Source organism: Labrys neptuniae (genome assembly GCF_040797145.1).
GTDB lineage: Bacteria > Pseudomonadota > Alphaproteobacteria > Rhizobiales > Labraceae > Labrys > Labrys neptuniae.
Genome location: NZ_JBFNQD010000001.1, coordinates 1,033,207 through 1,052,512 on the forward strand (window position 1 = coordinate 1,033,207; position 19,306 = coordinate 1,052,512).

At 64.2% G+C, this 19,306-nt stretch carries 18 protein-coding genes; 13 read left to right on the top strand and 5 right to left on the bottom strand.

The features are described 5' to 3' along the window. Window positions 1–55: 55 nt before the first annotated feature. Complete coding sequence (locus ABXS05_RS04960; RefSeq protein ID WP_367623128.1) at window positions 56–961, bottom strand: EamA family transporter; 906 nt, start codon at window positions 959–961, stop codon at window positions 56–58. Next, window positions 958–1,617 carry a nitroreductase family protein gene (locus ABXS05_RS04965; RefSeq protein ID WP_367623129.1) on the bottom strand — a complete coding sequence of 220 codons (660 nt, stop codon included), beginning with the start codon at window positions 1,615–1,617 and terminating at the stop codon, window positions 958–960. Before ABXS05_RS04965 ends, ABXS05_RS04960 begins: the two co-directional genes overlap by 4 nt. A gap of 122 nt (window positions 1,618–1,739) precedes the next feature. On the opposite strand from ABXS05_RS04965, the gene ABXS05_RS04970 reads away from it, so the two are divergent. Next, entirely contained in the window at window positions 1,740–2,711 is a 972-nt protein-coding gene (locus ABXS05_RS04970; protein WP_367623130.1) for a LysR family transcriptional regulator, read from the top strand. Further along, complete coding sequence (locus tag ABXS05_RS04975; protein ID WP_367623131.1) at window positions 2,708–3,307, top strand: hypothetical protein; 600 nt, start codon at window positions 2,708–2,710, stop codon at window positions 3,305–3,307. The genes ABXS05_RS04970 and ABXS05_RS04975 overlap by 4 nt, the downstream gene beginning before the upstream one ends. A gap of 40 nt (window positions 3,308–3,347) precedes the next feature. Here the strand turns inward: ABXS05_RS04975 and ABXS05_RS04980 are convergent, their stop codons facing one another. Beyond that, window positions 3,348–3,938 carry a hydrolase gene (locus ABXS05_RS04980; RefSeq protein WP_311935304.1) on the bottom strand — a complete coding sequence of 197 codons (591 nt, stop codon included), beginning with the start codon at window positions 3,936–3,938 and terminating at the stop codon, window positions 3,348–3,350. Window positions 3,939–4,325: 387 nt separating this feature from the next. On the opposite strand from ABXS05_RS04980, the gene ABXS05_RS04985 reads away from it, so the two are divergent. The 7 genes from ABXS05_RS04985 (at window position 4,326) to ABXS05_RS05015 (ending at window position 9,906) form a co-directional block, all read left to right on the top strand. Beyond that, window positions 4,326–5,096, top strand: a complete 771-nt coding sequence (locus ABXS05_RS04985; protein WP_367623132.1) for a GNAT family N-acetyltransferase — start codon at window positions 4,326–4,328, stop codon at window positions 5,094–5,096. A 171-nt stretch (window positions 5,097–5,267) separates the two neighbouring features. Further along, window positions 5,268–5,570: a DUF2849 domain-containing protein gene (locus ABXS05_RS04990; RefSeq protein ID WP_068289934.1), complete on the top strand. Its 303-nt coding sequence runs from the start codon at window positions 5,268–5,270 to the stop codon at window positions 5,568–5,570. Beyond that, complete coding sequence (locus ABXS05_RS04995; protein ID WP_311935313.1) at window positions 5,570–7,237, top strand: nitrite/sulfite reductase; 1,668 nt, start codon at window positions 5,570–5,572, stop codon at window positions 7,235–7,237. The genes ABXS05_RS04990 and ABXS05_RS04995 overlap by 1 nt, the downstream gene beginning before the upstream one ends. Continuing rightward, on the top strand, window positions 7,221–7,988 hold the full coding sequence (locus ABXS05_RS05000; protein WP_367623133.1) for a phosphoadenylyl-sulfate reductase: 768 nt from the start codon (window positions 7,221–7,223) through the stop codon (window positions 7,986–7,988). The genes ABXS05_RS04995 and ABXS05_RS05000 overlap by 17 nt, the downstream gene beginning before the upstream one ends. A 59-nt stretch (window positions 7,989–8,047) precedes the next feature. Then, window positions 8,048–8,548: a DUF934 domain-containing protein gene (locus ABXS05_RS05005; protein ID WP_367623134.1), complete on the top strand. Its 501-nt coding sequence runs from the start codon at window positions 8,048–8,050 to the stop codon at window positions 8,546–8,548. A gap of 112 nt (window positions 8,549–8,660) precedes the next feature. Beyond that, window positions 8,661–9,011, top strand: coding sequence for a hypothetical protein (locus ABXS05_RS05010; RefSeq protein WP_311935319.1), 351 nt, complete (start codon window positions 8,661–8,663; stop codon window positions 9,009–9,011). A 67-nt stretch (window positions 9,012–9,078) separates the two neighbouring features. Further along, window positions 9,079–9,906 carry a class I SAM-dependent methyltransferase gene (locus tag ABXS05_RS05015; protein ID WP_367623135.1) on the top strand — a complete coding sequence of 276 codons (828 nt, stop codon included), beginning with the start codon at window positions 9,079–9,081 and terminating at the stop codon, window positions 9,904–9,906. 29 nt (window positions 9,907–9,935) lie between these two features. Here ABXS05_RS05015 and ABXS05_RS05020 read toward each other — a convergent pair whose 3' ends face one another. After that, on the bottom strand, window positions 9,936–10,853 hold the full coding sequence (locus tag ABXS05_RS05020) for a LysR substrate-binding domain-containing protein (protein WP_367623136.1): 918 nt from the start codon (window positions 10,851–10,853) through the stop codon (window positions 9,936–9,938). Window positions 10,854–11,010: 157 nt separating this feature from the next. On the opposite strand from ABXS05_RS05020, the gene ABXS05_RS05025 reads away from it, so the two are divergent. Then, window positions 11,011–12,435, top strand: coding sequence for an MFS transporter (locus ABXS05_RS05025; protein WP_367623137.1), 1,425 nt, complete (start codon window positions 11,011–11,013; stop codon window positions 12,433–12,435). A 32-nt stretch (window positions 12,436–12,467) separates the two neighbouring features. Here ABXS05_RS05025 and ABXS05_RS05030 read toward each other — a convergent pair whose 3' ends face one another. Further along, window positions 12,468–15,866: a YhdP family protein gene (locus ABXS05_RS05030; RefSeq protein ID WP_367623138.1), complete on the bottom strand. Its 3,399-nt coding sequence runs from the start codon at window positions 15,864–15,866 to the stop codon at window positions 12,468–12,470. Between the two features lie 319 nt (window positions 15,867–16,185). Between ABXS05_RS05030 and ABXS05_RS05035 the strand changes: the two genes are divergently transcribed. The 3 genes from ABXS05_RS05035 to ABXS05_RS05045 all read left to right on the top strand — a co-directional run bounded on the left by ABXS05_RS05035 (window position 16,186) and on the right by ABXS05_RS05045 (window position 19,245). Next, complete coding sequence (locus ABXS05_RS05035) at window positions 16,186–16,656, top strand: peroxiredoxin (protein ID WP_311935333.1); 471 nt, start codon at window positions 16,186–16,188, stop codon at window positions 16,654–16,656. A gap of 122 nt (window positions 16,657–16,778) precedes the next feature. After that, a complete protein-coding gene (locus ABXS05_RS05040; RefSeq protein WP_367623139.1) occupies window positions 16,779–18,881 on the top strand; it encodes a molybdopterin-containing oxidoreductase family protein in 2,103 nt (700 codons plus the stop codon). A gap of 4 nt (window positions 18,882–18,885) precedes the next feature. Further along, window positions 18,886–19,245 carry an MmcQ/YjbR family DNA-binding protein gene (locus ABXS05_RS05045; RefSeq protein ID WP_367623140.1) on the top strand — a complete coding sequence of 120 codons (360 nt, stop codon included), beginning with the start codon at window positions 18,886–18,888 and terminating at the stop codon, window positions 19,243–19,245. The last annotated feature ends 61 nt before the right edge of the window (window positions 19,246–19,306 follow it).

The following is a 19,306-nucleotide window of genomic DNA, read 5'->3' on the forward strand; positions in this document are numbered from 1 at the left end:
GCCACCGGCCGCCATTTCGCTACTGAATACATCCGTATACTGCAGGGCTACTCCGTCATGTCCTCGCAGGTCCGGCCTGGACCATCTGGCTCAGCCAAACGCTGCCAACCACCACGGCCATGCCGAAAAGTTGCAGCAGGGTGAGTGACTGGCCGAGCAGGCCCCAGCCCAGCACCACGGCCGTCAGCGGACTGAGGAAGCTCAGGGAAGCCACGGCCGAAGGTCCGAGCCGGGCGATGCCGCGAAACCAGAGCATGTAAGTCAGCGCCGCGCCGATCAGGGTGAGATAGGCAAAGCCCGCCACGTTCTGCAGGCCGAGCGCCGGCAGAGGCGGCTCGAGCCACAATGCCACCGGTATCAGCAGGACGCCTCCCGCCGTGAGCTGCCAGGCGGTGAAGGTCAGGGTCGAGACAGGCGGTTGCCAGCGCCGGCTCATCACCGTGCCCAGCGCCAGGGAGACCGCTCCGGCCAGGCCCGCAATGATGCCGATAGGATCCAGCACCACGCTCCTGGGCGCGATGAGCAGCAAGGCGACCCCGGCAAGACCGGCCAGAGCTGCCGCGATCGCTGCCAAGCGCACCGGCGTGCCCAGCACGGCGCGTGTCAGAAAAATCACGATCAGGGGCTGGATGGCGCCGATGGTCGCTGCCACACCGCCCGGCAGGCGATAGGCCGCGATGAACAGCATGGTCAGGAAGAAGGCGATATTCAGGGCACCCAGGACCACGACCCGCCACCACCAATGCCCTGCCGGCAATTGCCGGACCAGCATCATCAGCAGCAGGCCAGCGGGAAGCGCCCTCAGCATCGCCACGGTAATGGGATAGCCCTGAGGCAGAAGCTGCGTGGTGACGATATAGGTACTGCCCCACACAGTTGGCGCGATGGCCGTGAGCAGCACGTCGAAAGAACGGCCATAGCCCATGATGCCGCCCGAGGAGGCCTGGCTGAGATTGCTCATGACAGCACCATCACTTCTTCCAGGGGACGCCTCGGCTTCTGTGGCCCGTTGCCGTCAGCGGCCCGGCCGACGGCAACCAGCATCACCGGAACCTCGTCCGGCTGGAGGCCGAACGCCGCCCTGACCGCCTCGGCATCGAAGCCCGTCATCGGCCCCGAGGCGAGACCGGAAGCCGAAGCGGCCAGGATCAGCATGGCCGCTGCCAGGCTGGCGGAACGGATCGCCTCGTCGCGTTCGGCCTGGGCGTTGCCGGAGAACTGCCGGCGGACGGCCTCCACCCAGCCCTCCGCCATGGCAGCAGGCATCAGACCCGCCTCGACCGACGGACGCAGCCTTGCGCCGAGATCGACGCTCCCCGCCAATGTGCCGCAGACGATGAAGGTGACGGCCGCCTCGCTCACCTTGGCCTGGCCATAGGCGGCTGCGCGCAGGCGTTCCTTGGCTGGCCTCTCGCGCACCACGATGAAGCGCCAGTTCTGCAGATTGTAGGCAGAGGGCGCCAGAGTCGCCAGCCGCACCAATTCACCGATTTCGGCGTCCGACAGGACATGCGAAGGATCGAAATGATTGGCCGAAACCCGGCTTTCGATGGTGGATTTCCAATGAGCCTCGATCAGCGAGGCCTCGGCAACGGGGATCCTGGCAAGAAAGGTCATGGCGTACCTGCATCACGGAATGGGGATCGCATGCGGCGATCGATGCAGTGAATTTATATGCTCACCATCACGTGATAATATGCCATGAGATTACGATATTAACTACCAATGGTGTTCAATAGATGGATCAGCTGACGGCTTTCAAGGCTTTTCGCCAGGCGGTCGAGCGCGGCAGCTTTGCCGAGGCGGCTCGTGCCCTCGGCCTGTCGCCGGCAGCCATCAGCAAGAATATCGGCGAGCTCGAGGCCCAGCTTTCGGTGCGCCTGTTCAACCGCACCACCCGCCGCATGAGCCTCACCGAGGCAGGTTCGCTCTATTACGAGCGGGTGCGCCAGATTCTCGACGATATCGACGATGCCGGCGCCTCCATCGGCGCGCTCATGCTGGCACCGACCGGCCTCCTGCGTGTCAGTGCTCCCATGACCATGGCTCTTCGGCATCTCACGCCGGCCCTGCCCGCCTTCCTCAAGGCCAATCCCGGCCTGTCGCTGGATCTCAACCTGGATGACCGCCGCATCGACATCATCAGGGAAGGCTATGACGTCGCCATTCGCGGCAGCGACGTGCTGGAGGATTCCAGCCTGGTCGCCCGCAAGCTGATGGCCGTTCCCCATATCATCTGCGCGTCCCCCTCCTATTTCGCGCGAGCAGGCCTGCCGTCGGTGCCGGACGATCTGCGCCGGCACAATTGCGTGCAATTCAGCCTGTCGGGCCACGTCAATCATTGGAGCTTCGCCAAGAATGAGGAAATCGTCGGCGTGCCGATCAAGGGGCGCTACAAGGTGACATCGAGCGTGGCGGTGCGCGAGGCGCTGCTGGCCGGCTTCGGCCTCAGTCTCATTCCCCGCACCTATGTGGAGGAAGACCTGCGCACCGGCCGCCTGCAGCAGGCGCTGGCGGACTGGTCCGGGGTGGAAACGGCAATATTCGCCATCTATCCCTCCAAGCGCCATCTCGTGCCCAAGGTCCGGGTTTTCCTGGATTTTATCGTCGAGCAGTTCGCCCGCCCGTCACTTCTCGATATCGAGGGAGGCAGGACAGCCGGACCCGAGATAAAGATATCGCCTCCATCAAACGTGACAGCGGATCCATGACGACAAGACCGTCCGCCTTGCTTCTGCTCGGCACCTCGCATGTCGGCAAATCGACCTGTGCCGCTCGCATCGGCCGCGCCGCCGGCTGGCCCGTGGTCTCGACCGACCAGTTGGGACGCCATCCGGGTCGGCCCTGGACGGGTGTGCCCGAGCCGGTCACGGAGTTCTATCTCCGCCTGACGGACGATGCCATTCACTGGTTTCTCCGGGTCCACCACGAGAATATGCGGCCGATCATTCAGGGCAGGATAAAGGCGCTGTGCGAGGCAGGCAGCGGCTTCATCCTTGAAGGCGCTGCCCTCCGGCCGGAGTATGTTCCCGACTGGGGAATCGGCGAGGCCGTGGCTGTCTGTCTTCACGTCGAGCCGCAAGTTCTGCGGGAGCGCATTGCCCGAGAAAGCCACTATTCTCGACGGGACGGCCGGCTGAAAACCGCCATCGACAAATTTGCGGAGCGATCCGTCCGCGAAAACGAGGCCTTCATCGAAGCTGCGATTCGGCACGACATTCCCTTGATGGATGTCACCGATCCGGAGGCGGCCGATCGTCTGGCGGTCGAGCTGACGTCGCGCCTTGCCGGTGCGCGAGAACTTTGACCGGCCAGAGTGCGGCGCCGCAACCAGACTACCTGACCACTCAATCCTTCATGGCTTCCTTGAGGGCGTCGATGATCACCGCACTCGACCGGATGCGGGCAACGCGCGGCAGGACGTGATCGATCGAGAAGCGATGCATCTCCGCCGTCATGCTGCTGGTGGCATCCTCGGCCACGATCGCGGCATAATTATTGGCAAAGGCATCGCGTGCCGTCGCCTCGACGCCGAAATTGGTGGCGATACCGCTGATGATGACGGTATCGATGCCACGGCGGCGCAATTGCAGATCCAGTTCAGTGCCGTGAAAGGCGCTCCACTGGCGCTTGGTGATCACCACATCGGCCTTGGACGGGTTGATCCTCGCGTCGAAGGCAACTGCCTCGGGAGGCATCTTGTCCTCGGGGAGGATCAAGGGCGCATCCACGGGAACCTTCACCACGTCCCCATAGCCATCGGAAAAAGCCACACGCACCAGGATGACCGTGCCGCCCGCTTTGCGCAGCGCCTTGCCGATGCGCAAAGATCGCTCGATGACATCCCCGCCCGAATGCGGTGCCACCGGCCGTCCGACGATCCAATTCTGCAGATCGATCATCACGAGGGCGGTATGGCGGGGATCCAGACGCAACATGGCAAGCTCCGATAAACGTCAATGCACTGGAGCAAAGCGCGTTCGCGACTGAACGCTCGTCTGCCCCAGTTCCTTGTTTCCAAGCCAATCCACCGGATTGGCCAGGGCGTCTCGCGATAATCGGCGAACCCGCCCCCTCGCAAGACACCATGGGCGCCGCGGGGCGCCATCGGCACGTGTCGTCGGGAATGACTTTTCGACAGTCCATTACCGACGACACGTGCCAGGATAGCCAGCCTTGTAGAGGCAGCCAGCCGCAAAGCTCAAGTCGACCAACCGGTCAAGCCTGGGCTACAAAAGGATGAGTAGCCGAGCCTGAAGACAAACGCCTCGCCGGCGGTCTACATGGCAGGTTGGCAGGGCTCGGCAGACAGGTAGAGTGTAAGCATGGCAGACAACGAGGACGTTCTCGCCCGGCGCGTTGAAGAGGCGTGCCTGAACGGCTGGCCGGCCCTGAAGACGATATGGCTAGACGGCTGGCTGCTGCGCTTCTCGCATGGGCATACCAGGCGGGCCAACTCCATCAGCCTGCTCTGGCCCGGCACGCGGCAGCCAAGCGAGCAGATAAGTTCGGCTGAAGCATTTTACAGCCATCACGGCCTGCCGACCATTTTTCGCCTGTCGAGTGTCTCATCGCAGGATATCGGCAGCGCCTTGGACGAGGCCGGATACGGCCCGGGCGAAGACGAGACCTGCGTGCTCTACCGCGACCTCGATGCTGCGCCGTCCCAAGGCGAGCGCGGTGCGGCCTTCGTGCGGCCCAACCTCGACGATGCCTGGTTCGGGGCTCATGCCCGCCTTCAGAAATTCTCCGCTGCGACCGCCGCCCATGCCCGCGCCCTGTTCGGCGCGGTCGCCTTGCCGACCGGATATGCCATGTCGCCGGCCAGTGACGGCAGCCCCGCGGCGCTGGCCTTCGGCGCTGTGCATGACGGTATCGTCTGTATCAACGCGGTGGCGACGGATCCCACCTTCCGGCGCCAGGGCCATGCCCACAATGCCGTCAGCGCCCTGCTCGCCTGGGCTCGCGACGATCAGGGTGCGAAAGGGGCCTGCCTGCCCGTGGTGGCCGGCAACGATGCCGGCCGGTCTCTCTACCGCTCACTCGCCTTTTCTACAGAAATCAGCCGTTATTCCTATCGTCGCAAGGTTGCATGACCGCCGATCAGCGTTGCCCAGGATGCATGCCTTTTTAGCCATCACATTGATCGGTATATCGAATTTTCATAACGAGCTCTAATTACATTATTTGTATGTATTGAAATCTATTTGACAAATTGCGCGCGAGAACCGATACCGTGGACGAATTCCAATCAGGGGTTTTTCGTCATGCCGCTCGCTATCACAGCCAACCGCCTCAAGGATGGGCGTGTGGTGTTCCGCACCCCCAATGGCAACTGGTCGCTCGACGTTGCCGACAGCGCCATCGAACCCGATCAGGCCACCGCCAATGCGATCCTTGCCAGCGTCACCGCCGCTGCCAATGAGCAGGACGTGGTCGAGATCTATGCCGTCGAGCTCGACGTCAGCGGCGAGAAGCCCCGTCCCGCCAAGCTGCGCGAGGCCATCCGGGCGCTCGGCCCGACCATCGCCTACCTGCCCAAGACCGAACTCGCCGAGGCTGCCGAATAATGGGTGCCCTCTACCGTTATGACGAGTTCGACCACGCCTTCGTGAATGCGCGCGTCGCCGAGTTTCGCGACCAGGTGCAGCGCCGTATCAAGGGCGACATCACCGAAGAGGAGTTCAAATCCCTTCGGCTGATGAACGGCGTCTATCTCCAGCTGCATGCCTATATGCTGCGGATTGCCGTGCCCTATGGCACGCTCTCCTCCAAGCAGTTGCGCACGCTCGCGACCATCGGCCGCCGCTGGGACCGTCATTACGGCCATTTCACCACCCGCCAGAACCTGCAGTTCAACTGGATCGCCCTCAAGGACGTGCCGGACGTGCTGCAGGCCCTGGCTGACGTCGAGATGCATGCCATCCAGACTTCCGGCAATTGCATGCGCAACGTCACGGCCGACCATTTCGCCGGCGCCGCTGCCGACGAGGTCGCCGATCCGCGCGTCTATGCCGAAATCATGCGCCAGTGGTCGACGGCCCATCCGGAGCTGTCCTATCTGCCGCGCAAGTTCAAGGTCGCCATCACCGGCGCCGAGGAAGACCGTGCCGCGGTCAAGGTCCACGACATCGGCTACCAGATCGTGCGCAACGAGGCCGGCGAGATCGGCTTCCGCGTGTTCGTCGGCGGTGGCCAGGGCCGCACCCCCATGGTCGGCAAGGCCTTGCGCGATTTCCTGCCTGAAGCAGATCTCCTCACCTACACCGAGGCGATCATGCGCGTGTACAATCTCGAGGGACGCCGCGACAACAAGTACAAGGCGCGCATCAAGATCCTGGTGCATGAGAAGGGCCTCGATCCGATCCGCGAGGAAGTGGAAGCCGAGTTCGACCGTATCCGTGACGGCGCGCTCAAGCTGACGCCGGATTCGGTGGCGGCGATGCAGCAATATTTCCTCGCAGGCCCTTTCGAGACGATCGGCGAGACGCCGGTCTTCGACAAGGCAAAAGCCGGCAATGCCGATTTCGCCCACTGGGTGTCGGTAAACGTGCATGCCCACAAGCAGCCGGGCTATGGCATCGCCACCATTTCGCTGAAGCCGATCGGCGGCATTCCAGGCGACGCCTCCTCCGACCAGATGGACCTGGTGGCCGATCTTGCCGATCGCTATTCGCTGGGCGAGATCCGCATCAGCCACCTGCAGAACCTCGTGCTGCCGCATGTGAAGCTCGATGACCTGCCGGCGCTGTTCGCGGTGCTGCAGGAAGCGGGCCTCGCCACCGCCAATGAAGGACTGATCACCGACATCATCGCCTGCCCGGGCCTGGACTACTGTTCGCTCGCCAATGCCCGCGCCATTCCGATCGCGCAGGGCCTGTCCGAGCGCTTCGGCTCGCCCGCACGCCAGGCGGAGATCGGCAGCCTGCCGATCAAGATCTCCGGCTGCATCAATGCCTGCGGCCATCATCACGTCGCGGCGATCGGCATTCTCGGCGTCGACCGCAAGGGCGTGGAAAACTACCAGATCACATTGGGCGGCTCGGCCCGCGAGGATTGTTCGATCGGTGAACTGGTCGGCCCCGGCTTCGGCAGCGAGGCCATCGTCGACGCGGTCGAGAAGGTGGTCGACACCTATCTGGGCCTGCGTCTCTCCCCTCAGGAAACATTCCTGGAGGCGGTACGCCGTGTCGGCCTGCCGCCCTTCAAGGAGGCACTCTATGGACAGCGTGCTTGATTTTTCGGCCGCTCCCGTGAACGTCGGTTTGGCCAGCTCGGCTATCGATCCGGAAGCACAGGCGCTCGCTTTGGCGGCGCAGTATCACAATGCCGATGCACAGACGGTGCTGCGCGCGGCACTGTCGCTCTACAAGGGCGGCATTGCCCTGGTCTCCAGCTTCGGTGCCGAGTCGGCCGCCCTCCTCCACATGGTGGCGGAAATCGACCGTGCCACGCCGGTGATCTTCCTCGACACCGGCCGGCTGTTCAGCCAGACCCTGCTCTATCGCAACGAACTCGCCCGCCGGCTCGGCCTTACCGATCTGCGCACGGCCTCGCCGCGCCAGGTGCTGGTACAGCAGGAGGACCCGGACCGGCTGCTTGCCTACAGCAATCCGGACATGTGCTGCTGGATCCGCAAGGTCGACCCGCTCGACACTGCGCTGGAGCCCTTCTCGGCCTGGATCACCGGTCGCAAGCGCCATCAGGCTTCGACCCGTGCAGCCCTGCAATATTTCGAGGCCGATGCCGGGCGCATCAAGGTCAATCCGCTGGCGGACTGGACCTCCAAGGATGTGGCGGATTATCTCGAACGCCACGATTTGCCGCCGCATCCCCTGGTGGCGGACGGCTATCCCTCGATCGGCTGCATGCCTTGCACCAGCCGCGTCGCCGAGGGCGAGGATGCCCGGGCCGGCCGCTGGCGCGGCAAGTCCAAGGTCGAATGCGGCATTCATGTTTCGCCTGAAAAGGCCGGAAGTGGTATCTAAGAGACAACTTCCACACTGTTGAAAAGCCTGCGCTTTGCGCGGGGATCTAGGAGAGACCTGTGCCCCTCTGGAAGAATGGCCGTTTCGAGGCAGACATCTACAAGCTGGCCGGCGACGAGGACACGCTGCCGGACGGTGCTGTCATCGTCTCGCTGAAACGCTTCCTGGCCGAGAAGGACAGTCTCGCCGCCCGCAATGCACCGGTCGGGGTGGTGCTGCAGCCGGCCGACGATATCGAGCTGCTGGCCGACGCGCTGCCGAGCCTGCCGCTGCTGGCCCTCGCCTTCCCCAAATTCGGCGACGGCCGCGCCTTCTCGCTGGCGCGCATTGCCCGGGAACGCTACGGCTTCGCCGGTGAGCTCAGGGCCGTCGGCGACATCCTGTTCGACCGTATCGCCTATATGATCCGCTGCGGTTTCGACGCTCTCGACATCAGCAACGCGCCGACGATCGCCGCGCTGGAAGCCGGCAAGGTACCGATCTCGCACACGCGCTATCAGCCGACCGGCGGCGACGGAACGAAGCCCGACAAGCTCAAGCCCTGGCGGCGGCTGGGATAGCAAAGGCCACGCGACGAGAAGCCTCGATCGCCCTCGCGCAGCGATGGCCCGCAACCATCGCGCTTGCCCTCGGCGACATATCGGCCCAAACTGACCGGGAATCGGAGGCTGCATGCTCTCATTCCAGGTGATGTTCATTCGGGCCATGTCTTCGGCCTTCGAAACCAGCCAAGCCAGTGCCGTAACCATCGGCCATCGTATGCCCATACTGGCGACGCTGCCATTCTGGCCCCATCCAGACAATCTGATCGAAGCCAGCCGCATGGTGACCGAGAAATTCGAGGCGCTTGCGGAGGGAGCGGTTGCGGCAACCGACGAAATGGCTCAACTGGGCCTGCGTGCCGTCTTCGGCAAAGCCGATGCGCATGATCTGGCCTCCGGCCTGATCTCCGTCGCCGTCGCGGCAGCCCGGCCGGCCCAGCGGCGGGTCCGGGCCAATGCCAGACGCCTCTCGCGGCATTGATGCCATGCGCTGGTGCTCGGATAGCCCGCAAGCGGCTTTACCGGCTCTCTCATAGCGTGCGCGGGCCATGGAAAAGGTTTCTCTGAGCCAAGAGAAGGCAACCCTTCTCATCACCCTCTACGCCAAGGGCGAGGAAAGCCGTCTGCCCGACTCGCTCCTGCAGGACCGTTTCGCGGCTTCGGCGCTCGATCGGATCGACTACGATTTCTCGCGCCTCGGCATCAACCGCGATCTCATGATCGGTCTGGCGATGCGGGCCCACATCCTCGACAACTGGGCCCGCGCCTTCCTCGCTTTCCACCCCGAGGCGATCGTGCTGCATCTGGGTTGTGGCCTGGACTCCCGGGTTTTCCGTATCGATCCACCCGCCGGCGTGCGCTGGTTCGATGTCGACTATCCCGAAGTCATCGAGCTCCGGCGCCGGCTCTATCCCGAGCGCGCAGGTTACCAATTGATCGGCACATCCGTCACCGATCCCGCCTGGCTCGCAACGATCATGCCCGAGGGCCGCCCGGCGCTGATCATCGCCGAAGGCATGTTCCCCTATCTGCAGGCCGATGAAGCCATCCCGCTGCTCGCCCGGCTGGCTGGACACTTCCCCAGCGGCGAAATCGCCTTCGATGCCTATAATCGTCTTGGCCTGCGCCTGATCCGCAAACAGCATTCGGTTCGCGTCACCGGTGCGCAGGTGCATTGGAGCCTTGACGACGCCCATGAGATCGAACGCCAGGTGCCGCGCCTCAAGCTGATGCAGGAACTGCTCTCCTACGGTCGGCAGGGCTATCATGCCGCCCAGATCGCCAGAATGTCCCTGTCCGCTCGCCTTGTCATTCCGTTCTTCAGGGCCATTCCCGCACTCGGCCGCATCGGGCGGCTGCTACGCTATCGTTTCTGAAACGGACATCACGCGCTCGCCGGTTTTGCTTAACCGCTGCCCTGCTGCTGCGCTTCGATCGCCGCGAGCATCCAGTCTCGAAAGGCCAGGATGGCCGGGTCTTCGCTGCGGTCGTGCGGATAGACGAGATGATAGGTCTGGTTCCCTGCCACCGGGACCTCGATGTTGAATAGGCGCACCAGTCGCCCCTCGGCAATATCATTGGCGATCATGGCAAGATCGGCCAGGCCGATTGCCCCGCTATCGAGCACGGCCTGTACGACATGGCTGGTATCGGCAAAGGCGACGCAGGCGCTATCGTCGAACGTGTCGACACCGGCAGCCTGCATCCACATGCGCCAATCCGGCCAGGTCAGATCGCCCCGGCGCCAATCGCGATAGCATAAAGTATGACCGATCAGATCAGCCGGCATCGTAAAATGCTGGCCGGCCTCGAGCAATCGCGGGCTGCAGACCGCCACCATGACCGTATCGAACAGCCGCACCGAACTCAGCCCGTCAAAGTTTCCGTCGCCGAAACGGATGGCCAAGTCGATATCGTCGACCTCGAAATCGCGGATCTCGTCGGTGATGTCGAAGCGCAGCTTCAGCCGAGGATGGGCCACCTGGAAGGCTGAGAGCCTCGGCAGCATCCAGTTGGTGGCGAAACGCGCGCCGAGCGACACGCAGAGCTGCCCCAAGGCGCGCTGCGACCTGCTGGCCCGGCTGACGGCGCGCTGTAGACCATCCAGCGCCTCGCCCACCGCCTCGAACAATACGCCTCCCGCAGGTGTGAGCCGGATGCTGCGGCTGGTCCGCGCAAAGAGCACGATACCAAGCTGATCCTCGATCTCCTTGATCTGATAGCTGACGGCGGCCGGCGTCAGGCCGACCTCCTCGGCCGCACGGGTGAAGTTGAGATGCCGGCCGGCCGCCTCGAAGATCTTCAGGGCCCGGGTCCCTGGCATCGTACGCTTCATAGACTTTCAAGCCAATTTTGATGTTCTATCGAGAATTACTCGTTTTTCAATCTCTTATCAATCGAGCATGACAGTCAGACTTGACAATCAGGGAGCCTGGAGCTGGGCGATGACCCGCTTTCGTGCTCCGTTTCGGAGTGACCTCATGCCCGTCAACACCGCCCCCCGCGAGGCCAGCCCGGATGATCTCGCGCGCGCCTCCCCGTCAGGTCCAGGCACAGCGTTTCGCTGGCCGGCCCGCCTGTGGATCGTCCTCCTCGTCTCCAGCGGGGTCATCCTGCTCGATGGCCTTGACGTCTCCATGATCGTGGTGGCGATACCGCAGATCCAGCGGGAATTCGGCTTGAGCGCCGCGACAGCGCAATGGCTGGCTGGCGCCTATATCCTGGCTTTCGGCAGCTTCCTGCTCCTGGGTGGACGCTGTGCCGATCTGTTCGGCCGGCGTCGCATGCTGGTCGCCGCCATGGCCGTGTTCATCCTCGTCTCTGTGTTCGGAGCCCTCACCAGCAATCCCGTCCTGCTGATCGCGTCGCGCTTCATCAAGGGCGTGGCGGCAGCCTTCACCGCACCGGCGGCGATGTCGCTGCTGACAACCACCTTTCCCGAAGGTCCCCAGCGCAACAAGGCGTTCGGCATCTTCAACGTCTTCGAGGCCTCCGGCTATTCCTCCGGCCTGTTGATCGGCGGCCTGCTCGCCACGCTGAACTGGCGGGCCATATTCATCCTGCCGGTGCCGATCGCTCTGCTGATCCTGTGGGCAGCGCTGCGCTATGTACCCGCCGATCCGCGCTCCGACCGGCCGATACGGCTCGACCTCGGCGGCACGCTGACCTTGGTCAGCGGCATGTTGACCCTGGTCTTCGCACTCGTCTTCGCCGCCGAAATCGGTTGGCTGTCGCCATGGACCGTCGGTGGCCTCGCTGTCTCGGCTCTGCTGCTGGCTGCCTTCGCCGCCATCGAGAGCCGCGTCGAGGCGCCCTTGATCCGCCTTGGCCTGTTCCGCAATCGCAGGCTGGTGGCCGCGAACGCGAGCGCCGCCCTGCTCTATGGCGGCGCCATGGGCTTCCAGTTCCTGCTCGGCCTTTACCTGCAGAACCTCCTCGGCTGGCAACCCTGGCAGATGGCGCTGGTGCTGTTGCCGGCAGGGTTGATGGTGGTTGCGATCGGTCCCAAACTCGGCGGCTTGATGGACAGGTTCGGGGTCGCGCGCATCCTGGTCGTCGGCCTCGCCGCCTTCGTGCCCTGCTATCTGCTGGCGCTGCGCCTCGGCCCCGAGCCGGACCTGTGGACCCTGTTGCTGCCGGTCTCGCTGCTCTGGGGCCTCGGCTTTGCCCTCAGCATCTCGGCCTTGATGGTCGCCGGGACCAGCGGCGTCGCCGACGAGGAACAGGGCGTCGCCGCCGGCCTCCTCAACAGCTCGCTACAGGTCGGCGGTGCCTGCGGCCTTGCCGTGGTCACGGCGGTCATCATGCCGGCAACGGAATTGGCCATGCTCTCGTCCGGCGTGGTGGTCAGCCTGGTCTTCGCCTTCCTTACCCTGCTGGTTCAGTTGCCCTTTCGGCGCGGCTGAACCCACAAGGTCAGCGTGAAGCCGGGTTCTCCTCAATTGGTCTGTTTCTGAAACTCGAAGATCTTGCGCAGGAAGCCGGGCGCGATGGCCGAGAGGGGATTGACCGTGAGCACTGGCGCGTTGACCCGTCCCGATACCTTGAAGTTGATGGCGAACAGGCCGCCATATTGGCCGCCGCTGAGCAGTCCTCCGATGAGAGGGATCTTGGAGAAGATGTTGTTCAGGGCGTAAGCGGGCACGAAGGTGCCGGTGAGGTTGACCCTATCCGTGCCATAGTCGAGATCGCCCGAGAGGCTGACGCCGACATCCGGCCCCCAGACCACGGAATCCAGGATGCCGATCCGCGAGGCCGTTCGGGTGAAGGCGAGTTCGAGCCTGGTGAACTGGGCTGAGTCGCCGCTGCCGGGGGCGTAGGAAGACAGCTTGCCGGCGTTCTTCAGCGTGTCGCGGTATTGCCCCAGGGCCGTCTCGTTCTCCACCGAGAAGCTGCGCATCACCAGGCGGCCGCGCATATTGTCGATCACCGGCGAGAAGCGGGCACCGAGCGCCCCGCCACGCAGGCGGGTGTAGAGATCCAGGAAACGCATGACGGCGCCGGCATTGGTGGACTGCACCGTGACCAAATTGCCGCTGCGCCCCTCATTGCCCAGCGAGGCAGTGACCTGGCCGTTGGCCAGCCTGCCGCTGAGATCGAGCTTGCGGATCGTCGTACCCTTGCTGTCGAGCATCAGGCCGAGATCGGCAAGAGATTCGTCGTTGAAGCCGACCACCTGGCCGAGCCTGATATCGGCATTGATGCTGGCGCTGGCGCTGCTGCCCTTGGCGCGCTTCTGCAGCATCGACAGCAGAGGGCGGGCATCGAGCCGGTTGCCGCGCACGAAGACCTTCCAGCCACTGCCGAGCGGTTCGAAAACGCCCTGGAAATCATCGCCCGGCGACAGGCTGATCACATCCATCATCGCCTTGCGCAGCTTGTTGTCCGGGCCGAGTGTCACCGTGCCGCGCAGCGAGACCGACCCGCTCTCCACCGTCAGCTTGTCGAGCGTGCCACCGCCCTTGTCGGCGGGATCCCAACTGAAGCTGACCCGCCCCGGAACGCCGGCCGCCTTCTGCCAGCCCGGCAGCAGATCCTTGATGCGCACGGCCGCCAGATCGATATCCACGTCGTAGCGCGGGTCGCGCGGATCGGCGACCGGATGGATGTCGGCCTGGATCGGCCCGGTCAGAGCATCGCCGAAATCGAAGCCCTTCCGCTTCCTGGTGGCGTCGTCCAGGATGACGCTGAGGGCCATCTGCGGTTCCTGGCCCTCGGCCTTGCGCAGGTCGAAATTGGCGGGCAGGCCATCGAACACGCCCTTGCCGGTGAGCAGCATCAACCCCGGCTCGAGCGAGAGCTTCATCGTGCCGCTCTGCAGGCTGCTGCCGGCGACGTGGTCGATCGACATTCCCTGTACGCCGCCCGTGATCGCATATTTGATGTCTTCGGGGCGAGGATGGTCGATCAGCGGCAGGTCGAGCTTGACCTTGAGATCGGCAGTGCCGTTGACCTCATCGGGCCTGATATCCAAGCCCTTGGCGGCATCGGCCAGCGGCGGCATGGTCATCAGCCTGGCCACGGCCTGCGCCGGGCCCTTCACCCCGAAAACCGCGGACTGGTTCGGCGGCTTCTGGGCAAAATCACTGATCGAATAGGTGCCATCCGCAAGCGCGAGGGTGCCGGCATCGCCGGTCTCGACCGACGCGCTGTCGACATTGACGCTAAGATGGCGCCCGGAGAAATCGACCCTGCCCTCGACGTCGCTGATCGGCGGCAGCGTATCGATGATCTGGACGATGCCCTTCGACATCGGCACCGAGCCTGAAAGTGCTTCGTCCGGCAGGGGCGGCGTCTTGCCATTGACCGAAGCCAACGCTCCTTGTGGAATGGCGAGCTTGAGCGTCGCTCCATCGACGACACCCGCCTTGATATGGTCTTCCAGCCAGATCTTGACCTCCGGCACCGAGAAGACCGGCCACACCCGGTTCAAGGCCACCGCCGACAGGGTCTTGGCCTTTGCGGTCAGGTCGATCGCCGGAGTCTTGCCGCCGAAGCCGACGGCACCGTTGAAATCGATGGCGACCGTCGGTCCCAGCACCTCGCCCTTGTCCAGGCTGAGGCGGTTGGTGGCCGGATCATAACGTCCGGCAAGATCGATGCGGTCGAGCTTCAGCGGCGGACGTTGCTCGCGGCGGCTTGCCAGCAGCACGTTCGGTGCTTGCAGGTCGTAAGTCCACACCGGCCCCGTCGTATCGGAAGGCGGAACGACCTTTCCCTTGAAATCCAGGACGCCCTCGCCCGACCTGACCATCGCCTGGCCGATCTGGACGACACCGGCCGTCTTGTCCCAGTCCAGGCTGATCTGCGCGCCGTCGAATACGAAGGGAGGCTCCTTCGGCTCGACATTCCAGCTGCCTCCGGCACTGGCAATGTTGACCTGCGCCATCTCGACAGAACCATCGGGGTTGATGCTGGCCCGGGCCAGCACATCGAAGGAGGCCTTGACCGATGGCTGCTCGACACTCGGCGCCAATGCTGCCACGAGTTCGGTGACACCGATATTGCTGGCCTTGATGTCGATCGAGCGCGGTTCGCCGTCGCCGCCTTCCGTGGTGGCATTGATGGAGCCTCCCGCTGCGGCGAGAGCCACCGACAGGCCACCGGCCGCGGCGGTGCGGCGAACGGTCAGGTCGATGCCACGATGGACGATGTCGTGGCCGATCGCCTGGTCGTGCACCGCCAGCGCGGCGTCACGCAGTTCGACCCTGTCGATGGAGCCGATCGAGGCGATCATGGTGTCGAAGCCGTTCAGAACCGCCGCAAGCGACAGGGCTCCCCCCGCAGGCGGGGCCGTGCTGTCGACCCCGGCCTGGAGCGTGAACCGGCCGTCGATGCTGACATTCACGGTCGCAGCTGCCCCCTCGACCACGATCGAGCGCGCCGTGACGTCGCCGAGCAGCAGCGACGCCAGATCGAACCCGGCATAGATGCGCGGCGCCGAGGCGATGACGACGTCATGATCCCTCACGGTCACACCGCGGATCATCGCAATCAGCCCTTCCGGGCGCCGCTCGATCGCGACATCGTCCAGGCTGAGGCGATAGCCCGGCGGCAATTTGGCAGCGATGGCTTGGTGCACGGTCTGGGTGATGAAGGGCAACGATAGAGGACCATTGCCGAGCCGCCAGTAGAAGATGCCGATGGCAACACCGACCACCACCGCCGCCGTAGCAGCCACGGAGACGGCGCTACGCAGCAATACCCGGCCGCTGCCGGGCCGCCGCCGGGGCGAAGGATCCGCCGGAGGCTCTTCCGCGGGATAGTCGTACGGCAACTGGTCCGCAGCGGTCTCCAGGGACGCCTGCTCATCGGCGGCAGCCGTCGCTTCATGCATTGCGTTGTGTGCGTCCCTCGCCATCAACGATTCGCCAGCCCCTTGCGATAAATCCTTCATGCCCCACGGCAATGCCGGCGAGATGATGGCCTCACCCAGGTTGCCGTACCGTTAAGGAGACGCAGTAGGATGAAGATGCAAATTGTTGAGATAAGCCGACAATTCAAGATCGCCTTATCCGCGGATACGCTGGGCAAACACACATCGTAGCAACTCGTCGTGAAAGACGGGCGCCCGGATGCAGAACGGCCTGGACCGCGCCTGTCCCGAAACATACACGATTGTGCTGTGACGTACCATTTTGCCGAAAGGAAGGCATATGCATCCCCTGCAGGTCGGCGAGGTCGCTCCCGCCTTTTCCCTCCCCCTCGCCGATGGTGGCACGGTCCGGCTCGAGGACTTTCGCGGCCATAAACTCGTGATCTTCTTCTATCCCAAGGCAGATACCCAGGCCTGCACGCGTGAAGCCGTGGAGTTCTCGGCCGCCAAGGCGGATTTCGCCGCCGCCGGCGTACACCTGCTCGGCATCTCGCACGATCCTGTGCGCAAGCAGCAGAAATTCGTGGCAAAGCACGGACTGACCACGGCTATCGCCTCCGACGAAAGCCTCGACATGCTCAACGCCTATGGCGTCTGGGGCGAGAAGCAGATGTATGGCCGCACCTATCTCGGCATCGAACGCACCACGCTGCTGATCGACGGCAAGGGCATCGTCGCTCGCGTCTGGTCCAAGGTACGTGTGGCCGACCACGTCGCCGAGGTGCTGGAAGCCGCCCGGACCTTGGCTTGATGATGCGCATGCGAACCATTCCCCGCGTGAATGGATTGATCAATTCTCGCAATGCCCGCACGTAAGGCTGGTTCTTGTGCCCCCCTCGCCCTACGATGCGACGGTCAGATGACGAGATCCCGATGAACAAACCGCTTGGCCCGATCCGCAGAGCCTCCGCCTGCCCGCATGATTGCCCCTCGACCTGCGCCCTCGAAATCGAGGTGCTCGACCGCAACACCATGGGACGGGTCTATGGAGCTGCCGACAACAGCTTCACCAAGGGCGTGATCTGCGCCAAGGTCGCCCGCTATGCCGAGCGCGTGCATCACAAGGATCGTCTGCTCCATCCCCTGATGCGTACCGGGCCGAAGGGATCGGGCCAATATAAGCGCATCAGCTGGGACGAGGCACTCGACCGCACCGCCGAGGCGATGCTGGCGGCCGAGCGGGATTTCGGAGCCGAAAGCGTCTGGCCCTATTACTATGCCGGCACCATGGGCCTGGTCATGCGCGACGGTATCAACCGTCTGCGCAATGCCAAGCGCTATTCGGGCCAGTACTCCACCATCTGCACTTCGCTGTCCTGGTCGGGCTATCTCGCCGGCCATGGCCGCATGACCGGCACCGACCCGCGCGAGATGGCGCAATCCGACTGCATCGTGCTGTGGGGCACCAATGCCGTGGTGACGCAGGTCAATGTGATGACCCACGCCGCCTCCGCCCGCAAGAAGCGCGGCACCAGAATCGTGGCCGTCGACGTCTATGACAACGCCACCATGCAGCAGGCGGACGTCAAGATCATCCTCAAGCCCGGCACGGACGGGGCGCTGGCCTGCGCCCTCATGCATGTGCTGTTCCGCGACGGCCATGCCGACCGGGCCTATCTCGCTAAATTCGCTGACCATCCGGCCGAATTCGAGGCCCATCTCGCCAGCCGCACGCCGCAATGGGCTTCGGATATCACCGGCGTGCCGGTGGCCGATATCGAGGCCCTGGCCAGGCTGCTGGGCGAGCGGCCCCGGACCTTCTTCCGCCTCGGCTATGGCTTTGCCCGCTCGCGCAACGGCGCGGCCTCCATGCACGCGGTCAGCGCCATTCCCGTGGTGATGGGGGCCTGGCAACATGAAGGCGGCGGCGCGCTGCACTCCAATTCGGGCATGTTCGGCTGGCGCAAGACGCTGATCGAGGGCCTGGACGTGCGCGATCCCAAGGTGCGCGAGCTCGACCAGTCCCGCATCGGTCCCATCCTGACCGGCGATGCCGAAGCGCTGTGCGGCGGCGGCCCGGTGAAGATGCTGCTGATCCAGAACACCAATCCGATGTCGGTCGCGCCCGACCAGGACAAGGTGAAGCAGGGCTTTGCCCGCGAGGACCTGTTCACCGTGGTGCATGAGCAAGTGATGACGGATACAGCGCGCATGGCCGACATCATCCTGCCGGCGACCATGTTCGTCGAACATGACGATGTCTACCAGGGCGGCGGGCAGCAGCACATCCTGCTCGGCCCCAAGCTGATCGAGCCGCCGGGCGAATGCCGCAACAATCACGAGGTGATCAGCGCCATCGCTGCCCGCGTCGGCGCCGAACATCCCGCCTTCGCCATGGATCCGCGCGAGTTGATCGACCGCACCCTCCAGGCCTCCAATCGCGGCACGCTGGCGGAGCTCGAGGAAAAGCGCTGGCTCGACGTGCAGCAGCCCTTCGAGGATGCCCATTTCCTGAAAGGCTTCGGCTGGCCGGACGGCAAGTTCCGTTTCAAGGCGGACTGGCCGAAGAACCCCTATGCGGCGCCCGCCAAGTTCGGGCCCGTGCATGACATGCCCGCCTTCCCCGACCATTGGACGGCGATCGAGCTGGCCGACGATGCCTTCCCCTTCCGCCTGACCACCAGCCCGGCGCGCAACTTTCTCAATTCGAGCTTCACGGAAACCCCGACCTCGCTCGCCAAGGAGGAACGGCCGGATGTGCTGATCCATCCCGACGATGCCGCCACCCATGGCATCGAGGACGGCGACAAGGTCGAACTCGAAAGTCTGCGCGGCAAGGTCCGGCTGCATGCCAAGCTCTTCGAGGGCCTGCGCCGCGGCGTCCTGGTGGCCGAGTCGATCTGGCCGAACAGCGCCTATGAAGACGGCAAGGGCATCAACACCCTGACGGGAGCCGACGCGCCCGCGCCGGTCGGCGGCGGCGCCTTCCACGACAACAAGGTGGCGATCCGCAAGCTGCCGGCGGCCGCCGCCTAGAGACATGACACACGAAGAGTACAACGCCTTCTGCGGCGCGCTGCCCGCCACCAGCCATGTGGTGCAATGGGGCGGAGCCCATGTCTGGAAGGTCGGCGGCAAGGTTTTCGCCATCGGCGGCCAGCAGGACGGTGTGCCGCGCTACACCTTCAAGGTGAGCGAGATCTCCTATGAGGTACTCAAGGAGCAACCTGGCCTGCGTCCTGCCCCCTATCTCGCTTCGCGCGGCATGAAGTGGATCCAGCACTACGCCGAGCCCGGCCTGAGCGACGAGGAACTGCGCGACTATCTGCGCCAGTCGCATTTCATCGTCTCGCGCGGCTTGTCGAAAAAGGTACGGGCGGAGCTCGGCCTTCCAGCCTGAGGCGCTTTGGGGTCGGTGGAACCACCAATCCTGGCGAGGGCTCAGCGAAACGCAGGTCTGA